This window comes from Vibrio sp. K4 (genome assembly GCF_051122595.1).
GTDB lineage: Bacteria > Pseudomonadota > Gammaproteobacteria > Enterobacterales > Vibrionaceae > Vibrio > Vibrio owensii.
The window spans coordinates 180,588-198,639 of record NZ_CP178577.1 but is presented as its reverse complement, the minus strand read 5'-3'; the positions used below and the strand labels follow the sequence as shown (position 1 = coordinate 198,639).

General features: G+C 45.6%; 18 protein-coding genes and 1 other RNA gene. 9 read left to right on the top strand and 10 right to left on the bottom strand.

Features of this window, described 5'->3' with window-relative positions; all coding sequences use genetic code 11:
- The first annotated feature begins 244 nt into the window (after positions 1-244).
- Positions 245-451 carry a DUF1107 domain-containing protein gene (locus ACLIIY_RS01010; RefSeq protein ID WP_005449772.1) on the top strand — a complete coding sequence of 69 codons (207 nt, stop codon included), beginning with the start codon at positions 245-247 and terminating at the stop codon, positions 449-451.
- A 78-nt stretch (positions 452-529) separates the two neighbouring features.
- On the opposite strand, the gene ACLIIY_RS01005 is transcribed toward ACLIIY_RS01010, so the two are convergent.
- The 3 genes from ACLIIY_RS01005 to ACLIIY_RS00995 are packed head-to-tail and all read right to left on the bottom strand — an operon-like array spanning position 530 to position 3,563.
- Positions 530-1,738 (bottom strand): FAD-dependent 2-octaprenylphenol hydroxylase, encoded by a 1,209-nt coding sequence (locus ACLIIY_RS01005; protein ID WP_434528006.1) that lies wholly within the window; start codon positions 1,736-1,738, stop codon positions 530-532.
- 27 nt (positions 1,739-1,765) lie between these two features.
- Positions 1,766-2,944: a 2-octaprenyl-6-methoxyphenyl hydroxylase gene (gene ubiH / locus ACLIIY_RS01000; RefSeq protein WP_041058508.1), complete on the bottom strand. Its 1,179-nt coding sequence runs from the start codon at positions 2,942-2,944 to the stop codon at positions 1,766-1,768.
- A gap of 40 nt (positions 2,945-2,984) precedes the next feature.
- Positions 2,985-3,563 (bottom strand): YecA family protein, encoded by a 579-nt coding sequence (locus tag ACLIIY_RS00995; protein WP_434528005.1) that lies wholly within the window; start codon positions 3,561-3,563, stop codon positions 2,985-2,987.
- A 250-nt stretch (positions 3,564-3,813) separates the two neighbouring features.
- Here ACLIIY_RS00995 and ACLIIY_RS00990 point away from each other — a divergent pair, with 250 nt between their 5' ends.
- The 5 genes from ACLIIY_RS00990 to serA all read left to right on the top strand — a co-directional run bounded on the left by ACLIIY_RS00990 (position 3,814) and on the right by serA (position 7,118).
- Positions 3,814-4,122 carry a cell division protein ZapA gene (locus ACLIIY_RS00990; RefSeq protein WP_434528004.1) on the top strand — a complete coding sequence of 103 codons (309 nt, stop codon included), beginning with the start codon at positions 3,814-3,816 and terminating at the stop codon, positions 4,120-4,122.
- Positions 4,123-4,130: 8 nt separating this feature from the next.
- Positions 4,131-4,315: non-coding RNA, 6S RNA (ssrS, locus tag ACLIIY_RS00985), on the top strand.
- Positions 4,316-4,320: 5 nt separating this feature from the next.
- Positions 4,321-4,914, top strand: a complete 594-nt coding sequence (locus ACLIIY_RS00980; RefSeq protein ID WP_434528003.1) for a 5-formyltetrahydrofolate cyclo-ligase — start codon at positions 4,321-4,323, stop codon at positions 4,912-4,914.
- A gap of 58 nt (positions 4,915-4,972) precedes the next feature.
- Entirely contained in the window at positions 4,973-5,629 is a 657-nt protein-coding gene (rpiA, locus tag ACLIIY_RS00975; RefSeq protein WP_005436473.1) for a ribose-5-phosphate isomerase RpiA, read from the top strand.
- A gap of 259 nt (positions 5,630-5,888) precedes the next feature.
- On the top strand, positions 5,889-7,118 hold the full coding sequence (gene serA, locus ACLIIY_RS00970; protein ID WP_009707610.1) for a phosphoglycerate dehydrogenase: 1,230 nt from the start codon (positions 5,889-5,891) through the stop codon (positions 7,116-7,118).
- Between the two features lie 76 nt (positions 7,119-7,194).
- Here serA and ACLIIY_RS00965 read toward each other — a convergent pair whose 3' ends face one another.
- Positions 7,195-7,890 (bottom strand): oxidative stress defense protein, encoded by a 696-nt coding sequence (locus ACLIIY_RS00965; RefSeq protein ID WP_009707611.1) that lies wholly within the window; start codon positions 7,888-7,890, stop codon positions 7,195-7,197.
- A gap of 261 nt (positions 7,891-8,151) precedes the next feature.
- Complete coding sequence (locus ACLIIY_RS00960; RefSeq protein ID WP_033005327.1) at positions 8,152-9,048, bottom strand: LysR family transcriptional regulator ArgP; 897 nt, start codon at positions 9,046-9,048, stop codon at positions 8,152-8,154.
- 141 nt (positions 9,049-9,189) lie between these two features.
- On the opposite strand from ACLIIY_RS00960, the gene ACLIIY_RS00955 reads away from it, so the two are divergent.
- Together ACLIIY_RS00955 and ACLIIY_RS00950 are read left to right on the top strand one after the other, a co-directional pair.
- The gene (locus ACLIIY_RS00955) at positions 9,190-9,819 is read left to right on the top strand and encodes a LysE/ArgO family amino acid transporter (protein WP_005436477.1); all 630 of its coding nucleotides are present in this window, start codon (positions 9,190-9,192) and stop codon (positions 9,817-9,819) included.
- A gap of 24 nt (positions 9,820-9,843) precedes the next feature.
- Complete coding sequence (locus ACLIIY_RS00950; RefSeq protein ID WP_434528002.1) at positions 9,844-10,326, top strand: YbaK/EbsC family protein; 483 nt, start codon at positions 9,844-9,846, stop codon at positions 10,324-10,326.
- Between the two features lie 63 nt (positions 10,327-10,389).
- On the opposite strand, the gene mscS is transcribed toward ACLIIY_RS00950, so the two are convergent.
- From mscS to epd, 4 genes are all read right to left on the bottom strand, one after another.
- Positions 10,390-11,256, bottom strand: coding sequence for a small-conductance mechanosensitive channel MscS (mscS, locus tag ACLIIY_RS00945; RefSeq protein ID WP_434528001.1), 867 nt, complete (start codon positions 11,254-11,256; stop codon positions 10,390-10,392).
- A 458-nt stretch (positions 11,257-11,714) separates the two neighbouring features.
- Positions 11,715-12,791 (bottom strand): class II fructose-bisphosphate aldolase, encoded by a 1,077-nt coding sequence (gene fbaA, locus ACLIIY_RS00940; RefSeq protein WP_331419597.1) that lies wholly within the window; start codon positions 12,789-12,791, stop codon positions 11,715-11,717.
- Positions 12,792-12,946: 155 nt separating this feature from the next.
- A complete protein-coding gene (locus ACLIIY_RS00935; protein ID WP_005436484.1) occupies positions 12,947-14,107 on the bottom strand; it encodes a phosphoglycerate kinase in 1,161 nt (386 codons plus the stop codon).
- A gap of 153 nt (positions 14,108-14,260) precedes the next feature.
- Positions 14,261-15,298 carry an erythrose-4-phosphate dehydrogenase gene (epd, locus tag ACLIIY_RS00930; RefSeq protein WP_434528000.1) on the bottom strand — a complete coding sequence of 346 codons (1,038 nt, stop codon included), beginning with the start codon at positions 15,296-15,298 and terminating at the stop codon, positions 14,261-14,263.
- Between the two features lie 198 nt (positions 15,299-15,496).
- On the opposite strand from epd, the gene ACLIIY_RS00925 reads away from it, so the two are divergent.
- Positions 15,497-15,733, top strand: a complete 237-nt coding sequence (locus ACLIIY_RS00925; protein WP_005534899.1) for a hypothetical protein — start codon at positions 15,497-15,499, stop codon at positions 15,731-15,733.
- A gap of 51 nt (positions 15,734-15,784) precedes the next feature.
- Here ACLIIY_RS00925 and tkt read toward each other — a convergent pair whose 3' ends face one another.
- Positions 15,785-17,779 carry a transketolase gene (tkt, locus tag ACLIIY_RS00920; RefSeq protein WP_045480184.1) on the bottom strand — a complete coding sequence of 665 codons (1,995 nt, stop codon included), beginning with the start codon at positions 17,777-17,779 and terminating at the stop codon, positions 15,785-15,787.
- Between the last annotated feature and the right edge of the window lie 273 nt (positions 17,780-18,052).

The window sequence follows — 18,052 nt, the reverse complement described above, 5'->3', positions numbered from 1 at the left end:
GTAACAAAACTGTTGCTTAATGCACCACGTAAGAACAGGAGGACTCAAGGACTGGTTCCTTCGATAATGATTTTTTGAGGTAATCCTCACGCTATTTGAGATATGACTCTGTCAATTTGTCTAAGGCAGCACAAATCTCTAAAGCCAAGTACCTCAACTGCACTTAATACTATTGCTGTCACAATAATTTTTACGCGAAAAACGTAGAATAACTGGGCTAGGTAAGAGATAAGGAAGAGTAAATATGAGACTGTTTAAGCGCTATACACCAGGTATGATTGCTAAACACATAAGTCGTCTTTTTAAAGGAAGAATTTATATTTACGGAGTCGGTAAGTTCGAGTTTGATAACGGAAAATTGATGTTGCCAGAGAAAGCTGAGAAACGTCACTTTCAGGCAGTAAAAGAGATTAACCAAGAGATTATGAAGCTCAGATGCGCATACGCTTAGCTTAAACATCGATGTAATAAGAAAGGCTGGATTAACCAGCCTTTTTTGTGTCTTCTATTCGTGAATCGAGAAACGCATTTATTGACGCGCTAGTTCCGGCAAATTGCCTTTCAAACCTAGTGCACGCTTCATGATTTCATCTTTCGCACCCGGCAGTTGTCCTGCTAGGCTCAAACCAATACCACGAACTAGCTTCTTGGCAGGGTTCTCACCGGAGAACAGATCACGGAAGCCTTGCATCGCCGCTATCATCTTCGCCGCTTCGGCTTTGCGCCAACGTTCGTAACCACGTAGGTTACGTTTGGTGCCAATGTCTTGCCCTTGTTTCCACAGCGCCAACACTTCTTGCGCTAAGCTCGCCGCATCTAATAACCCAAGGTTCACACCCTGCCCTGCTAGTGGATGAATTGTGTGTGCTGCATCGCCAACTAACGCCACGCGTTCAACCACAAAGTCACGCGCATAACGCATCTTAAGTGGGAATGCTGCACGTTCACCAACCACTTCACACAAACCTAAACGCGCATCAAATTCGCTAGTCAGTGCTTTATTGAACTCTTGCCCATTCATCGCCAGCAATTGCTCGGCACGATTTGGCTCGGTAGACCAAACAATCGAACACATGTGCGGATCAGACATTGGAAGGAAAGCCAATGGACCTTGTGGTGTAAAGATCTGACGCGCAACACTATTGTGTGGATCAGCGGTTTTCACGTTCGCGACAAGCGCACTATGACCGTAATCCCAATGCGTTAGTGGGATATCCATTTGGTTACGCAGCCAAGAGTTTGCACCATCTGCGCCAACAACCAACTTAGCTGTCATAGCTTGACCATTGTCGAGCGTTAGCCAGCTTTCTTGCTCACCCACCGCAAGCGTTGCACAACGAGCAGGCATAAACAGTGTTACGTTATCCAGCTTTTGAACTTGTTCTAGCAGCGCCAATTGAATCACGCGGTTTTCAACGATATGACCAAGGTCTGGTTGAGCCATGCTTTGTGCATCAAATGCGATGTTAGCGAAACTGTCTTGCTCCCAGACTTCCATCGCATGGTACGGAGAAGCACGACGCTGCTCGATACCTTGCCAAGCACCAAGCTTACGAAGGATAGTTTCACTTGAACGGCTCAACGCCGATACGCGTACATCTGGCAGTTCATTTAGTGTGTCGTTTGGTACTGCGCCTTCGATAACGGCTACTCGCAGGTCACTGTCCTTAAAAGCGGCAGCTAATGCTAAACCCACCATTCCACCACCGATGATGGCGATATCTACACTTTGCATCATTGCTTTTGTTACCTAATTCGTTGCCGTTTATCGTTTCACTAGGCCAAGCGTATGGCGTAGCAGCGGCTGCTTAAAAGTAGAAAGGTTATCCATCGTTGCGAGAGCGAGGTTACGCCCAATTCGCATCGCCGGTAAATCATTTGAGAAAATATGCACGAGAGAGCTGGTTAGCCAAATTGTTTCGCTGCGATCATCTTCACGGCGCTGGCTAAATCGCATTAAGCCTTGGTAACGACCCGCGTCTTCAGTTTGCTTAACAACCTCTTCCGCTAACGATGCCACATCACGAATACCAAGGTTGAAGCCTTGCCCAGCAATCGGGTGAAGCGTTTGTGCAGCATTGCCGACAATAGCAAAGCGGTGAGAAATGTTCTGCTTACGATGACGCAAAAGAAGAGGATAGCTCGCGCGTTGTCCGACTTTCTGCATCGCACCTAATCGCCAACCAAAATCGTTCTGCAAACGCTCAAGGAACTCCGCGTCAGATAAGTTCACCACGGTCTGTGCTTCTTCAGGACGCAGACACCACACCAGCGACATGCGGTTGTCACTCATTGGCAGCAGTGCGACTGGGCCATTCTCGGTAAAGCGTTCAAAAGCGCGACCTTGATGAGGTTCTTGCGTCACGATATTCGCAATCACTGCCACTTGGTCGAAATCATGCTCAGACAACTCTAAGCCGATTTGCTGACAACATTGCGATACTGCCCCATCGGCAGCCACCAGCAACTTAGCTTCCAGCTTCTCACCGCTGCTCAGTTCAATGTGTGCTTTGTCTTGCTCACGTTCGATGTTCGCAACCGAATCAGGGCAAAACAGAGTGATCGCCTCACTCTTATCCAAGAGATCTTGGTAGACGCGGCCAACATCGGCGAGTTCGACTACGTAGCCAAGGGCTTCAACGCCAACTTCGTGCTTGGTAATCTCAGTCATGCCCGCATGAGAGCGGTCAGAAACATGAATGTGTTCAATTGGGGTTGCACAAGGCTCAATAGCAGACCACAACTGCAAGTGACGCAGAATGTTGACCGTACCGTAGGACAGAGCAATCGAGCGCGAATCAAAGCCCGGATGTTGATCCGATTGGGCTTTAAAAGGCTCAACAACCGCAATTTGCAGCGCGCCTTTAGATAAACGGTCGATTGCTAACGCAAGTGTGGCACCAGCCATGGCACCACCAGCAATTACAACGTCATATTGCCTCATGCTAACCTCTAGAAACTATTCGATAATGGGGAACGAGTGATTAATGAATCGTTGGTTTGTTTTCGTTGCTTTCAGGACGAGCACCAAACTCTGCATGAATAGTTAATACGCAGGCTTTAACGTGTTCGATTACTTGCTCTAGTAATAGTGCTTGCTCGCCTAGGTCATCGTTTTCATCAATACCAAGCTTGGCAATTTCTTCTAGATCAGCCAAGGCTTCTTTTGCATCATCTGATGCCTTATCGATCGCAATGCCCGCTAAGCCCATACCTGAGATAAAGTGGTTAACAAAGTCTGACACACCATCTGCTAGTGCAAACAAACCTTCTTCGCCCGCTTCATCTGGAAGCAGCAGAGACACCTCCATAGAAGTGCCAGTTAGCTCGTTAACAGTTACTTGGAACACGCTTTGTGCCAGTGCTAATGCGCTTGATGGCCAGCCCATGCCTTCGTTGGTGTAATCAAACAGAATCGGTTGCCAGGTTTGGTCGTTAATCGCCAATCCACCACTTAGCATGCCAACAAGTAGACCATGCAATTCTGCTGGGGTCACAGCAAGGCTTGCAGATTTCAGTTCAGCAGCAATAGATTGGTATTCAGGAAGGGTGATTTCACTCATAATCTTGGCTCATTCTTGCGTAATAATGTATCGACATATCCTACCATCAAGCCTAGTCGGCTGAAACGGCTATCAAATTCAATTTTGGACAGCATTTAATCAATTTGCCCAATTCCTGTGTGATCACTTCACCATTTTTCTTTCTGTGATGGGAAATGCTTGAATCTTAATAGCGGTTTTCCTATAGTTTCCTCCTCGGTAGTTGTATAACGCAACGCCTTAGATAGCGCGAATATAGAGTTTATTCATCATGAGCAATCAAGCGATCGACGTTGAAATCCTTGGCAAAATGACACGAGTCAATTGTCCTGCGGGGCAAGAAGAGTCACTAATTACAGCGGCTAAAGATCTTGATCGTCGATTGAAAGAGATGAGCGAGCGTACTAAGGTAACCAATGAAATTCAGCTGCTGACCTTTGCTGCGTTGAACATTTGTTATGAATTGCATACCAAATCATACGAATCTAACGATCAGCAACAAGAAATTACTGAGCGAATGGAAAAGCTCACCGCGTCTTTAGAAAGTGCGCTTAGTAAGGTAAAGCAAGGACAGCAGTAGATACAAAATTTACCCTGGGGTGTGCGTCAGTTGGATTTAAGTCCCTGAGCCGATAAGCAATACCAAAGGGTTAGTACTTGATAGCTATTGAGCAAGCTTGGCATGCACCGAGAAGCCTACGGTTATCATTGCTGATCCGCCTTGAACCAGCTGGTTCAAGGGCCACAATCCTCAACGGCACCCTGGGGTATCCTCTCTATGTCAGACCTATCTCGACAAGAATTCCGTAAACTCATCCGTGAAAAACGCAACGCCCTTAGTAGTGATACTCAGTTCCAAGCTGGGCTCGATCTCGTTCAGCAGTTTTCGCAGTTAGCAGAAATCAAAACCGCGCAGCACATTGCCATCTATTTGTCTGCCGATGGTGAGTTAGACACCAAACCTTTGATTGAATCACTATGGCAGCAAGGTAAGTCGATTTACCTGCCCGTCATTCATCCTTTCTCTAAAGGCCAATTACTGTTCTTGCAATACGTCAATGATGAACAGTTGGTGTACAACAAATACGGAATCTTAGAACCTGCGCTTGATATCCGCTTCCTCAAACCGGTCCGTGAACTGGATGTCATTTGTACGCCGTTAGTCGGGTTTGACAGTGTCGGCCATCGCTTAGGTATGGGCGGAGGCTACTACGACCGGACACTCTCACGCTGGTTTAGCACTGGCGAAGGTGCTAAACCGATCGGTATCGCCCACGATTGCCAGCATGTAGAGCGCCTACCCGTTGAAAGTTGGGATATTCCATTACCTAAGATCGTGACTCCAAGCCAAATCTGGCAATGGGAAAAGTAACACTTACCCGCTATAATCACGCCGCAAACGTTAACGAACATCTATTCAGGAGATTGGCATGACTCAAGATGAAATGAAGAAAGCGGCTGGTTGGGCAGCACTTAAGTATGTTGAGAAAGGCAGCATTGTCGGTGTTGGTACTGGCTCTACCGTGAATCACTTCATCGATGCCCTAGGCAGTATCAAAGATGATATCAAAGGCGCAGTGTCTAGCTCTGTTGCTTCTACTGAGCGTCTAAAAGAGCTTGGTATTGAGGTTTACGAGTGTAACGACGTAGCAATGCTGGATATCTACGTTGATGGTGCAGATGAAATCAACGCAGCACGTGAAATGATCAAAGGCGGCGGTGCTGCTCTGACTCGTGAAAAGATCGTTGCGGCTATTTCAGAAAAATTCGTATGTATCGTTGACGGCACAAAAGCAGTTGACGTACTTGGTCAGTTCCCACTTCCTGTTGAAGTTATCCCAATGGCGCGCTCATACGTTGCTCGTGAATTGGTAAAACTAGGTGGTGACCCTGCATACCGTGAAGGCGTAACTACGGACAACGGCAACGTAATCCTAGACGTGCACAACATGCAAATCACTAACCCGAAAGAGCTTGAAGACAAGATCAACGGCATCGCAGGTGTGGTAACGGTAGGTCTGTTCGCTCACCGTGGTGCAGACGTGGTTATCACTGGCACACCAGAAGGTGCGAAAATAGAAGAATAAATCATTAGATGATTTAAATTTTCTGTTATTTCATTACAGACGGCGCCCTAGGGCGCCGTTTTTTCTTCCTTTTTCTAAGAAAAGCATGCCTTATTCCGTAATTTTCTTACCCAAAGCAAAAATTTTTTGTTACTTTATTGAACAGAAGACGCACAGGGAAACGTTTGTCTTCCGACAAAACTGTTAATTATCCCCTTTTTAATGGTTTTGCTTTATGTGCGCCACATTAGCCCACCTTTCCATTTTAAGGACGAGAAAAATGGCCAAAGTTTCACTGGAAAAAGAAAAGATTAAGATCCTCTTGCTAGAGGGACTCCACCCTTCTTCAGTTGAAGTTCTTCAAGCAGCTGGCTACAGCAACATTGAATATCACAAAGGTTCCCTTTCAGAAGAAGAGCTGATTGAAGCAGTAAAAGACGTACACTTCATCGGTATCCGTTCCCGAACGAACCTATCGGAAGAAGTGATCAATGCGGCGAACAAGCTAGTTGCAATTGGCTGTTTTTGTATCGGTACCAACCAAGTTGACCTAAGTGCTGCCGCTCGACGCGGTGTCCCTGTATTTAATGCACCATTCTCAAACACGCGCAGTGTTGCCGAGTTGGTGTTAGGCCAAGTACTACTGCTTCTTCGTGGCATCCCTGAGAAAAATGCACTCGCACACCGTGGTATTTGGAAGAAGAGTGCAGACAGCTCTTACGAAGCTCGAGGTAAACGCCTGGGTATCATCGGTTACGGCCACATCGGTACTCAGCTGGGTATCATCGCAGAAAACTTAGGCATGCGCGTTTACTACTACGACATTGAAAACAAACTGTCGTTAGGTAACGCAACGCAAGTGTTCACCATGAGCGAGCTGCTGAACAAGTGTGACGTCATTTCTTTGCACGTTCCTGAAACGCCAGAGACCAAGAACATGATGGGTGCAGAAGAATTCGCACGCATGAAGCCAGGCGCAATATTTATCAACGCTGCGCGTGGTACCGTCGTAGACATCCCTGCTCTATGCCACAGTCTAGAGTCTGGTCATATCTCGGGCGCTGCGGTTGACGTCTTCCCAGTAGAACCAAAAACCAATGCTGATGCATTTGAGTCTCCACTGCAGAAGTTCGACAACGTCATCCTAACGCCACACGTCGGTGGTTCAACGCAAGAAGCACAAGAAAACATTGGTGTTGAAGTTGCTGGTAAACTGGCGAAATACTCTGACAACGGTTCAACGCTATCAAGTGTGAACTTCCCAGAGGTATCTCTTCCTGAGCATCGTGAATGTTCACGTCTGTTGCACATCCACAAAAACCGCCCTGGTATCCTGACCCAAATCAACACCATCTTTGCGGAAGACGGCATCAACATCGCAGGTCAGTACCTACAAACGGCAGCTGAGATCGGTTACGTAGTTATCGACGTAGAGACTTCTCGCGCAGAAGAAGCATTAGTGAAACTAAAAGGCATCGAAGGCACAATCCGTGCTCGTATCCTTCATTAATCACTGATTACTCGACATAAAAAAGGCAGGGACTCCCCTGCCTTTTCTGTTTCTATTCGTCGTAATATTCTTATTACTATTTCAGCTTGTAAACCACATCCACTTGGTCACGAATCACAAGCGTAGAGTCTTGGTAGCTATTCGAACTCTCTCTTGCATCCATTGCCATTGAACGTAAAAGTACTGGACGAGCGTGCATTTGGTTGTAGTTAATCTGCCAAACATCACCCAACTTTTTATCAAAACCAGTCGCTAAAGATGCCGCCTTGCTTTGCGCATCTTTGATTGCTTCCATACGCGCTTTTTGCTGGTACTCAGACTGATTACTCACTTTAAGCTGAATATTATCAACTTGATTAATGCCAGCTTTTAACGCCATGTCCAAGTATTCATTCAAGTTAGCAAGATCGTTAACTGTCACATCAATACTACGTGATGCACGATAGCCAACTAGCTCTGCTTTGCCCGATTTCGGATAGTGGTACTGCGGTGCTAAGTATAAGTTTGAACTGGTGATGTTATCTTTTGACAACCCTGCATCTGCTAAGCTTTTTAGAAACGCATCAACGGTATTATCGACCGATTGCTTCGCTTGCTCCGCAGTCATTGTCGTATCAACTACCTTCACAGAGAAAGTGGCCATATCTGGAGTTGCAACAACTTCACCGTATCCAGTCGTACTCACATGAGCAAAATCAGGTGCATCATTCGCAAGTACAGAAACGCTAGTAAGGCTTAGTGCCGAAGCCAGAAAAATTGAAGACAGTTTCATTCGATAAATCCATCCGTATTGAAATAGAAAAGTCACTCCAAATGCCGGAGTTCAAGACGAGATACTCGATGAATGCCATGGCGGATTAAGTTGATGCCTCATCAAAACCAGAAAGATAAGAGGCACCAATGAACTGGAGTGTATATAGCTTCATCATAGAAACTTCTGCCAATTATCCAAGCGCCCTAAGCGACTTCTAACACAACTTTGACTGTGTTACTTCGCCGTAATTTCAGCTTAAAACGCGAGCCAAGCGGGAACTTATTGTGGCAAATGCTGTTGCGCGTAGCCAACAATCGCCTGTGAGATTTCTTGAAGCACACCCGTTTCTAACTGCCAGTGATGCCAGTAAATTCGATAGGACATCAAAAAGCCCGGCGTAATATCAATCAACTCACCTTTCTCCAGTTCATCAGTGATCTGCAATCGGGGAATCAAACAATAAGCCACGCCTGCTAACGCCATCTTAAGGAAAGCTTCTGAGCTACTGATGTTGTGATGAATCACGCTATCTGGCCTCACGTTGAAGTGTTCCGTTAAAAACTTCTTATGCAGATCATCATATTGGTCATAAGACACCGCCGGCGCTTTGGTCAAAGTCTGGTTGTTGACTCCTTCCGAGAAGTAACGTTGATAAAACTCTGGGTTGGCGACACAAACATAATCGATGCGACCAAGATAGTCTGCTCGACAGCCCGGGATGGCTTGAGACTCTAAACTGATCGCCCCTGCAACTTCACCACTTCTTAGCTTCTCAATCGAACGCGACTCGCCATAGATAGTCAGTTTTAGTTCCACTTGGCGATGCTTCATCACGTCTTGCAACGCAGGTAAGAGCCAAGTTGCGAGACTGTCTGCATTGGTTGCTAATGAAAGCTGCACAGGACGTGTTGTCGTGTCGTTTTTTAGTTCAGGGAGGATTTCATGCTCAAGCAATCTTACTCGGCGATACAACCCGAGTAACTTCTTACCAATCGGGGTTGGTTTTGGTGGTTGCTCGCGAATAAGAACCGGTTGGGCAAGGTACTTCTCTAGCTGCTTGATACGCTGGGAAATGGCGGATTGTGAGACAAAAAGGTGCTCAGCCGCTCGGTCAAAACTGCCTTGATGTACCACCGCATCTAACGCTTCAATCCATTTATAGTCCAATCCTCGCACGTGTTTTTCCTCCTTAATAAACGCCCAAAACACCAGATAAGTGTTACTAATAATATATTAAAATCATTAATTATACTTATTTCAATAAAAGCTTTATCTTCCATTCCTCTGTTGTTCTATTGCTAATTTTTGAGGTGTGTTGTGAGCTTTTGGGTGTTATTACAAGGATTCGGTTTAGGTGCGACGATGATCATTCCAATCGGTGCGCAGAATGCGTACGTCCTTAACCAAGGTATTAAGCGTCAACATCACCTGACGACCGCGACCATCTGTAGCATCCTAGATATGATCTTCATATCGCTTGGTATCTTTGGTGGTGGTGCGATCCTATCGCAAAATGAAATCCTGCTTACCTCAGTCACTTTAGGTGGTATTGCCTTCTTAAGTGTTTACGGTTTACTGTCACTAAAAAGCGCATTCAAGCCAGCAAACGCCTCTGAATCGAAAGGGGAAGTCGTCGCTCGAGGCCGTCGTACCGTGATTCTTGGCGCACTTGCCGTCACAGTGTTGAACCCACATCTTTACTTAGATACCGTAGTAATCTTGGGTTCAATTGGCGGTCAATTCGAAGGCAACGATCGCATCGCATTTGCTATGGGCACCATCATGGCTTCATTTGTGTGGTTCTACACACTCTCATTAGGTGCTGCGAAATTAGGTCCGACGCTCTCAAAACCGAAAGTGAAGAAAGGCATTGATATTGCGGTTGCCGCTATGATGTTTACTATCGCTTTTGTACTTGCGAATGAGTTAGTCACCAAATACTGGTAAAGACAAATAGGAAAGAAACACGACATGGAGTCACTGGAAAAAATCCATCAAATCAACCGAGAGCGATTCAATGCGCTCTCCATCCCCTTTAGAGAATGGCAACACGAAGCCATTCTCGACTTCGAAACCGACGTCAAAGTCGCCGCACAACTCGGTTGGACAGGCACGCATACTAAGAGTCTTTTTCTCAAGCTGAAAGGGCAAGGTTATGCAGTATACCTAACCGACAAGGACTCGCGTCTAGACTCAAAGCAAATCAAAGCCATCACTGGTAAACGACCTTCAATTTGCAATGACGATGAAATGATTGAGCAGCTAGGCTGTGTGCCCGGCGCAGTTTGTCCTATTGGCTTACCTGAGCATGTCACCATTATCGTTGATACAGCACTCTACCAACATGATGAGTTGCTCTATACACCAGGTTTACCCGAGTTAACCTTTGGCTTTGCAGGTAGCGAGCTTAAACGCCTGCTCCTTGCTGGCAGTAACACTCTGTTAGAACTTTAGAACATTGGAATATAAAAAAAGCGAGGCCATTGCCTCGCTTTTTCATGTTCTCAATCGAAGGGATTAAGCTTCTACTTTGTTCAAGTGAACATCCATTTGTGGGAATGGAATTTCGATGCCTGCTTCATCCAACGCTTCTTTGATTGCTTGAGTAGAATCGAAGTAAACGTCCCAGTAATCAGCAGTTTTACACCATGGACGAACCACGAAGTTTACTGAAGAATCTGCTAGAGCCAGTACACCAATTTGGATTGCTGGATCTTTAAGGATACGCTCATCTTTTTCTAGCACGTCACGGATAACTTGCTTAGTTTGTTTAAGGTCAGCGCTGTAAGAAACACCGATAACTAGGTCTACACGACGCGTAGCGTGGCGAGAGTAGTTCGTAATTGCGCCGCCGATAACTGATGAGTTCGGTACAACAACCATTTTGTTGTCAGGTGTTTTTAGTACAGTTTGGAAGATTTGAATTGCTTCAACACTACCTGCTACACCGCCGATTTCTACGTAGTCACCAGACTTGAATGGACGGAATGCAACAATTAGTACGCCCGCTGCAAAGTTAGATAGTGAGCCTTGTAGAGCAAGACCAACAGCAAGACCTGCCGCACCGATTACCGCAACTACAGATGCAGTTTGAACACCTACACGGCCTAGTGCCGCGATAAGTACGATAACAAATAGAAGGTAACGAACTAAACCATTGACGAATTCAACAACAGCTTTGTCCATCTTTTTCTTTTCAAGCACTTTTGAAACGCTGTTTGCTACCGTTTTAACGATAATGTTACCGATAAATAGGATCAGCAGTGCAGAAATGATGTTCACACCGTACTGAATAAGAAGATCTGAGTTGTTATTTAGCCATGTTTCAGCTTTGCTCAAACCATCCGTTAAAGAGGTATCGATACCCATCGATTCACCTGCCATAATTCGTATCCTCAAAATAAAGATATTAAATCTAATTGCCGTTAATTTATGAACCTTGTTTTTTATAGGTTCTTATTCACAACAACATCCCTATTGTTTTCCTGAACAGTGTCAGATTTTTGGCACAATATCTCAAAACTGAAATTTTGCAAAGTCAGAGTTTAGCAAAGACCTACAAAACAAAGCTTTATCAGATTTTTCTGATACTGGCATGTTACAGAGTACGCAATGGATTTACATTTCGCCACACTTTTTACTTGGTTTTATGCCACTTGGTGCGGAAATGCGCTGAGTTTCGAAATTTGCGCCAAAAACAGAAGGGATATGAAGTGCGGTGATCATATAGCAGTTGATTTAGTTATCAATTGCTACAGGAAGGAGATTCTGGGTTGTCTCATTGTTTAGACATAAAAAAACCCGCTCTAAGAGCGGGTTTTTAGAAACTCAGTTGAGACGAATTATAGTACGTCTACTGCGTTTAGGTCAGCAAATGCTTTCTCTAGACGAGCTACCATTGAAGCTTGACCAGCACGTAGCCATACGCGTGGATCGTAGTACTTCTTGTTTGGAGCGTCTTCGCCAGTTGGGTTACCGATTTGACCTTGTAGGTAATCGCGGTTTTCCGCTTCGTATGCACGGATACCGTCCCATGTAGCCCACTGTGTATCAGTATCGATGTTCATTTTGATAACACCGTAGCCGATAGACTCTTGGATTTCTGCTTCAGTAGAACCAGAACCACCGTGGAATACGAAGTTTAGAGCGTTTGGTGCGATACCGAACTTCTCTGCACAGTATGCTTGAGAGTCACGTAGGATAGTTGGAGTTAGAACAACGTTACCTGGCTTGTAAACGCCGTGTACGTTACCGAAAGAAGCTGCGATAGTGAAGCGGTGTGAAACAGCGCTTAGTTTCTCGTATGCGTAAGCAACGTCTTCTGGAGAAGTGTATAGCTCAGATGCGTCCATGTGAGAGTTATCAACGCCATCTTCTTCACCACCAGTACAACCAAGTTCGATCTCGATTGTCATGTTCATCTTAGCCATGCGCTCTAGGTACTTAGCACATGTTTCGATGTTTTCTTCTAGAGACTCTTCAGAAAGGTCTAGCATGTGAGAAGAGAATAGAGGTTTACCAGTTTGAGCGAAGAACTCTTCACCAGCGTCTAGTAGACCGTCGATCCATGGAAGAAGTTTCTTAGCAGCGTGGTCAGTGTGTAGGATTACTGGCACACCGTAAGCTTCAGCTACAGTGTGAACGTATTTAGCACCAGCTACAGCACCAAGGATTTGAGCACCTTGACCTTCAAGTTTCACGCCTTTACCAGCGAAGAAACCAGCACCGCCGTTAGAGAACTGAACAACAACTGGAGCTTTAACTTTTGCAGCTGCTTCTAGTACTGCGTTTACAGAATCAGTACCAACAACGTTTACTGCAGGAAGAGCAAATTTGTTTTCTTTTGCTACTTCAAATACTTTCTGAACGTCATCGCCAGAGATAACACCTGGTTTTACGAAGTCGAAGATCTTAGACATGGATGTAATCCTATTTATCTGTCGTTTTTTAAACAAAACTTGTTAAATTGAAAAATCTTGCAAACGTTTGCTCACAACTGAGGCTATTCTAGCAGAGTTCCACTCTCGTTGCAGCAAACAAGAAAGCGGGAGATGACTCCCCCGCTTTGCGATTATTACTTAGCGCGTGCTTCTAGCATTTCAACTGCTGGAAGTACTTTACCTTCTACAAACTCAAGGAAAGCGCCGCCGCCAGTAGAGATGTAAGATACGTCAGCTTTGATACCGAACTTGTCGATAGCTGCTAGCGTGTCACCACCACCTGCAACAGAGAAACCTTCAGAAGCTGCGATAGCTTCAGAGATACCTTTAGTACCTGCTTCGAAGTTCTTGAATTCGAATACGCCTACTGGACCGTTCCATAGGATAGTCTTAGCGTTCTTAAGGATTTCTGCTAGTTCAGCAGTTGAATCTGGACCAAGGTCGAAGATCATGTCGTCGTCTTGTACTTCAGAAACGTGCTTGATTTCAGCTTCTGCGTTCTCGTCGAATGCTTTCGCACATGCAACGTCAGTTGCTACTGGAATTGCACACTCGTCCATTAGCTTCTTAGCTGTTTCAACTAGGTCTGCTTCGTATAGAGACTTACCAACGTTGTGGCCAGCAGCTGCGATGAATGTGTTAGCAATACCACCACCAACAACTAGTTGGTCAGCGATTTTAGATAGAGACTCAAGAACAGTTAGCTTAGTAGAAACTTTTGAACCACCTACGATAGCAACCATTGGACGAGCTGGCTTGTCCATTGCTTTACCTAGAGCTTCTAGTTCGTTCGCTAGTAGAGGACCCGCACATGCTACGTCTGCGTGCATACCAACACCGTGAGTAGATGCTTGTGCACGGTGAGCTGTACCGAATGCGTCCATTACGAAGATGTCACATAGAGAAGCGTATTGCTTAGACAGTTCTTCTTCGTTTTTCTTCTCGCCTTTGTTGAAGCGAACGTTTTCTAGAACAACTAGTTCACCAGCGTTTAGTTCTAGACCGTTTAGGTAGTCTTTCGCTAGTTTAACTTCGCAGTCTAGTGCGTCGTTTAGGTAGTTAACTACTGGTTGTAGAGAGAACTCTTCAGCGTATTCACCTTCAGTTGGGCGACCTAGGTGAGAAGTAACCATAACTTTAGCGCCTGCTTCTAGACAGTGCTTGATAGTTGGAAGAGATGCGATGATACGTGCATCTGAAGTTACTTTACCGTCTTTTACTGGCACGTTTAGGTCAGCACGGATAAATACACGTTTACCTGCAAGATCCAGGTCAGTCATCTTGATTACAGACATGATGTGTCCTCTCAAATATTAAATAATTAAAGTTTTTAAAAACTCGGCAATCCTGCCAAGCCCGTTAATTCTTCAAACTGGTTACTGATATGGAGATACGTCAGATTTATTTCAAGGCTTAAAATAAAAAATTTCTCCATCGCTTCTTCACCATTATTGCTCCACTTGTGAAGAAGCTTGCATTGCTAAGGCGGTATCCAGCATCCGGTTAGCAAAGCCCCATTCGTTATCGCACCAAACGAGCATTTTAACGAGTTGCCCGTTACTCACTCTTGTCTGAGTTCCATCCACAATTGCACTATGGGGATCGTGGTTAAAGTCGATGGAAACGAGCGGCGATTCAGTATAGTCAACAATGTCACGTAATGTACACTGAGATGCGTTAACAATGGTTTGATTTACGTCATTAACTTTCACATTTGTACTAATTGTGACACTTAAATCCATCGCAGTGACGTTAACTGTCGGAACACGGACCGAAATTGCTTCGAATTTGTTGGAAAATTTCGGGAAGATTCTTTCAATACCCTTATGCAACTTAGTATCGACTGGAATGATGGATTGACTAGCCGCACGCGTACGGCGTAAATCATTGTGGTAAGCGTCGATAACTTGCTGATCGTTCATTGAAGAGTGAATCGTGGTGATAGTGCCAGACTCAATGCCAAAGGCCTCATCTAATACTTTGATGATAGGAACGATACAGTTGGTGGTACATGAACCATTGGACACCACGCGGTGTTCACCTTTGAGGGTTTCGTGGTTCACGCCGTAGATAATGGTGTTATCGAGATCGCTTGCGCCAGGGTGTGAAAACAGAACTTTTTGCGCGCCAGCTTCAATATGAGCTTGGCCATCAGCTTGTGAGCCGAAAACACCAGTACAATCGAGCACGATGTCGACTTCTAAGTCACGCCATGGCAAGAGTTCAATTTCAGCTAGGTGAAGGATTCTAATGGGATCGAATTCGCCACTGTCGTGGTGAACATAGAGGTGTTCTTGGTCGTGCGAGATTTTCTTTCCGAAGCGGCCATGACTGGTGTCATATTGAAGAAGATGTGCCATCGCTTCGGGTTGCGCGAGTTCATTAACCGCCACAACTTTTATCTGCTGATGCTTACCGCTCTCATATACTGCTCGCAGTACATTACGACCGATACGTCCAAATCCATTGATCGCAACTTTTAGCATTTATCCTTCGCCTCACCAAAAATTCGTGTCACAGATAGTACCTGATACGGAGGCTGAGCGCATTAAGTAAGTGATCTCACTCGCGGTAAACTATCTTTTCACTTCCCGGAATATTCATATCACCAATATATTGAGTTCTGACGTTACGTGTTTCGCTTGGCACTTTAGCTCCTTGTTTGACCACCAAAGGAAATGCGTATGTCAGGTTTTCCCGCTGCTCACTTTTGCAAGCGATGCAATAGAGAAACACCACACTCTGAAGTGCTGGTCCGTAAACCAAGTCGTTATGATACGGATAAATCAATTCTTGGAACGTTAAAGCTTTGGGCTCATACCCTGCTGAACGGCGGTCACTATTACGATATGGATCGCTATGTCACCTGTAAGGAATGTGGACACAAAGAGAAGGATAACTGGGGAAAAGAATTTGAGTAGGCACAAAAAAACCGAGCATTAACGCTCGGTTTTTCTTTTATCTTCGAAAGCTTACGCTAGCAGTTCTTTTGCTGTGTTCACTACGTTTTCTACAGTGAAACCAAACATTTCGAACAGTTGGTCAGCTGGCGCAGATTCACCGAATGTTGTCATACCGATGATGCGACCGTCGAAGCCAACGTACTTGTACCAGAAGTCAGCAATGCCCGCTTCTACAGCAATACGAGCTGTTACGTCTGATGGCAGTACTGATTCACGGTAAGCTGCGTCTTGCTTGTCGAATGCATCTGTTGATGGCATTGAAACAACGCGTACTTTCTTACCTTCAGCCGTTAGTTGCTCAGCTGCTTTCACTGCTAGTTCAACTTCAGAACCTGTCGCGATTAGGATTAGCTCAGGCTTGCCATCGCTGTCTTTCAAGATGTAAGCACCTTTCGCGATGTCCGCTACTTGCTCAGCAGTACGTTCTTGTTGCGCTAGGTTTTGACGAGAGAAGATAAGTGCCGATGGGCCATCTTTACGTTCAATCGCTAGTTTCCATGCTACTGCAGACTCAACTTGGTCACATGGACGCCATGTGCTCATGTTTGGAGTCAGGCGTAGAGATGCCATTTGCTCAACTGGTTGGTGAGTTGGGCCATCTTCGCCAAGACCGATAGAGTCGTGCGTGTAAACTTGGATGTTCTGAACTTTCATCAGAGCAGCCATACGCATAGCGTTACGTGCGTATTCCATGAACATTAGGAATGTTGCGCCGTAAGGAACGAAACCACCGTGTAGTGCGATACCGTTCATGATCGCAGTCATACCGAATTCACGTACACCGTAGTGGATGTAGTTACCAGAGAAGTCATTCGCTTCTAGAGACTTAGAACCAGACCACATGGTTAGGTTAGAAGGCGCTAGGTCAGCAGAGCCGCCCATGAATTCTGGAAGCATTTGACCAAACGCTTCTAGTGCGTTTTGAGATGCTTTACGTGATGCGATGTTTGCTGGGTTAGCTTGAAGGTCAGCAATGATTTGGCTTGTCTTCTCTTCCCACTGTGCAGGAAGTTCACCGTTTAGACGACGCTTAAGCTCTGCTGCTTCTGCTGGGTAAGCTGCTGCGTACGCTTCGAACTTCGCGTTCCAAGCCGCTTCTTTCTCGGTGCCTGCCGCTTTCGCATCCCACTCAGCGTATACGTCTGCAGGGATTTCAAATGCTGGGTGTTCCCAACCTAGGAATTCACGTGCTGCTGCGATTTCTTCCGCACCTAGTGGTGCACCGTGACAGTCGTGAGAACCTGATTTGTTTGGAGAACCAAAACCGATAATCGTTTTAGTACAGATAAGCGTAGGGCGTGGATCTGCTTTTGCCGCTTCGATTGCTGCGTTGATCGCTTCAGAGTCGTGACCATCTACAGCAGGGATTACGTGCCAGCCGTAAGATTCAAAACGCTTAGGCGTGTCGTCAGAGAACCAACCTTCAACGTGACCATCGATAGAGATGCCGTTGTCATCCCAGAATGCGATCAGTTTGCCAAGGCCTAGTGTACCAGCAAGAGAACAAGCCTCGTGCGAGATACCTTCCATTAGACAGCCATCGCCCATGAACACGTAAGTGAAGTGGTCAACGATGTCGTGGCCTTCTTTGTTGAACTGAGCCGCTAGTGCTTTCTCAGCCATTGCCATACCAACAGCGTTAGTGATGCCTTGACCTAGAGGACCCGTTGTTGTCTCGATACCAGGTGCGTAGCCGTACTCTGGATGACCAGGAGTCTTAGAGTGAAGCTGACGGAAGTTCTTAAGATCGTCGATAGACAGCTCGTAACCGCTCAGGTGCAGTAGAGAGTAAATCAGCATAGAGCCGTGGCCGTTAGACAGTACGAAACGGTCGCGGTCAGCCCACTCTGGGTTAGCTGGGTTGTGGTTTAGGTGAGAACGCCAAAGAACTTCAGCGATATCAGCCATACCCATAGGTGCGCCTGGGTGGCCAGAGTTAGCTTGTTGAACACCATCCATGCTAAGAGCGCGGATTGCATTTGCCAGATGTTTACGAGAAGACATGTCTGCTCCTGAGTGCATTAAGCGAATTGATAAAGGAATGTGGGCACTTTCACTGAGTGAACCAAGTACAAAAGTGCGGGCAATATTCTCTCAGAGCCAAAATCTGACTGCAAACGTTTTACTCACCATTTTTGAGGTTTTAACTCAATCTTTTCGCAGTTAATGGGCAATTTATGAAAAATTCACCCCGTCAAAAGCAAACGATTGGGTAATAAGCTAGACGAATTCAAATCGAAAAAGAGCTTGTAATTCGACTGTGGGAAATTAAAATAG

Bases quoted from the DNA above. Each gene is read 5' to 3' on its own strand.
- ACLIIY_RS01010 (WP_005449772.1), top strand. From the start codon at position 245: ATGAGACTGTTTAAGCGCTATACACCAGGTATGATTGCTAAACACATA.
- ACLIIY_RS01005 (WP_434528006.1), bottom strand. From the start codon at position 1,738: ATGATGCAAAGTGTAGATATCGCCATCATCGGTGGTGGAATGGTGGGT.
- ubiH (WP_041058508.1), bottom strand. From the start codon at position 2,944: ATGAGGCAATATGACGTTGTAATTGCTGGTGGTGCCATGGCTGGTGCC.
- ACLIIY_RS00995 (WP_434528005.1), bottom strand. From the start codon at position 3,563: ATGAGTGAAATCACCCTTCCTGAATACCAATCTATTGCTGCTGAACTG.
- ACLIIY_RS00990 (WP_434528004.1), top strand. From the start codon at position 3,814: ATGAGCAATCAAGCGATCGACGTTGAAATCCTTGGCAAAATGACACGA.
- ACLIIY_RS00980 (WP_434528003.1), top strand. From the start codon at position 4,321: ATGTCAGACCTATCTCGACAAGAATTCCGTAAACTCATCCGTGAAAAA.
- rpiA (WP_005436473.1), top strand. From the start codon at position 4,973: ATGACTCAAGATGAAATGAAGAAAGCGGCTGGTTGGGCAGCACTTAAG.
- serA (WP_009707610.1), top strand. From the start codon at position 5,889: ATGGCCAAAGTTTCACTGGAAAAAGAAAAGATTAAGATCCTCTTGCTA.
- ACLIIY_RS00965 (WP_009707611.1), bottom strand. From the start codon at position 7,890: ATGAAACTGTCTTCAATTTTTCTGGCTTCGGCACTAAGCCTTACTAGC.
- ACLIIY_RS00950 (WP_434528002.1), top strand. From the start codon at position 9,844: ATGGAGTCACTGGAAAAAATCCATCAAATCAACCGAGAGCGATTCAAT.
- mscS (WP_434528001.1), bottom strand. From the start codon at position 11,256: ATGGCAGGTGAATCGATGGGTATCGATACCTCTTTAACGGATGGTTTG.
- fbaA (WP_331419597.1), bottom strand. From the start codon at position 12,791: ATGTCTAAGATCTTCGACTTCGTAAAACCAGGTGTTATCTCTGGCGAT.
- ACLIIY_RS00935 (WP_005436484.1), bottom strand. From the start codon at position 14,107: ATGTCTGTAATCAAGATGACTGACCTGGATCTTGCAGGTAAACGTGTA.
- epd (WP_434528000.1), bottom strand. From the start codon at position 15,298: ATGCTAAAAGTTGCGATCAATGGATTTGGACGTATCGGTCGTAATGTA.
- ACLIIY_RS00925 (WP_005534899.1), top strand. From the start codon at position 15,497: ATGTCAGGTTTTCCCGCTGCTCACTTTTGCAAGCGATGCAATAGAGAA.
- tkt (WP_045480184.1), bottom strand. From the start codon at position 17,779: ATGTCTTCTCGTAAACATCTGGCAAATGCAATCCGCGCTCTTAGCATG.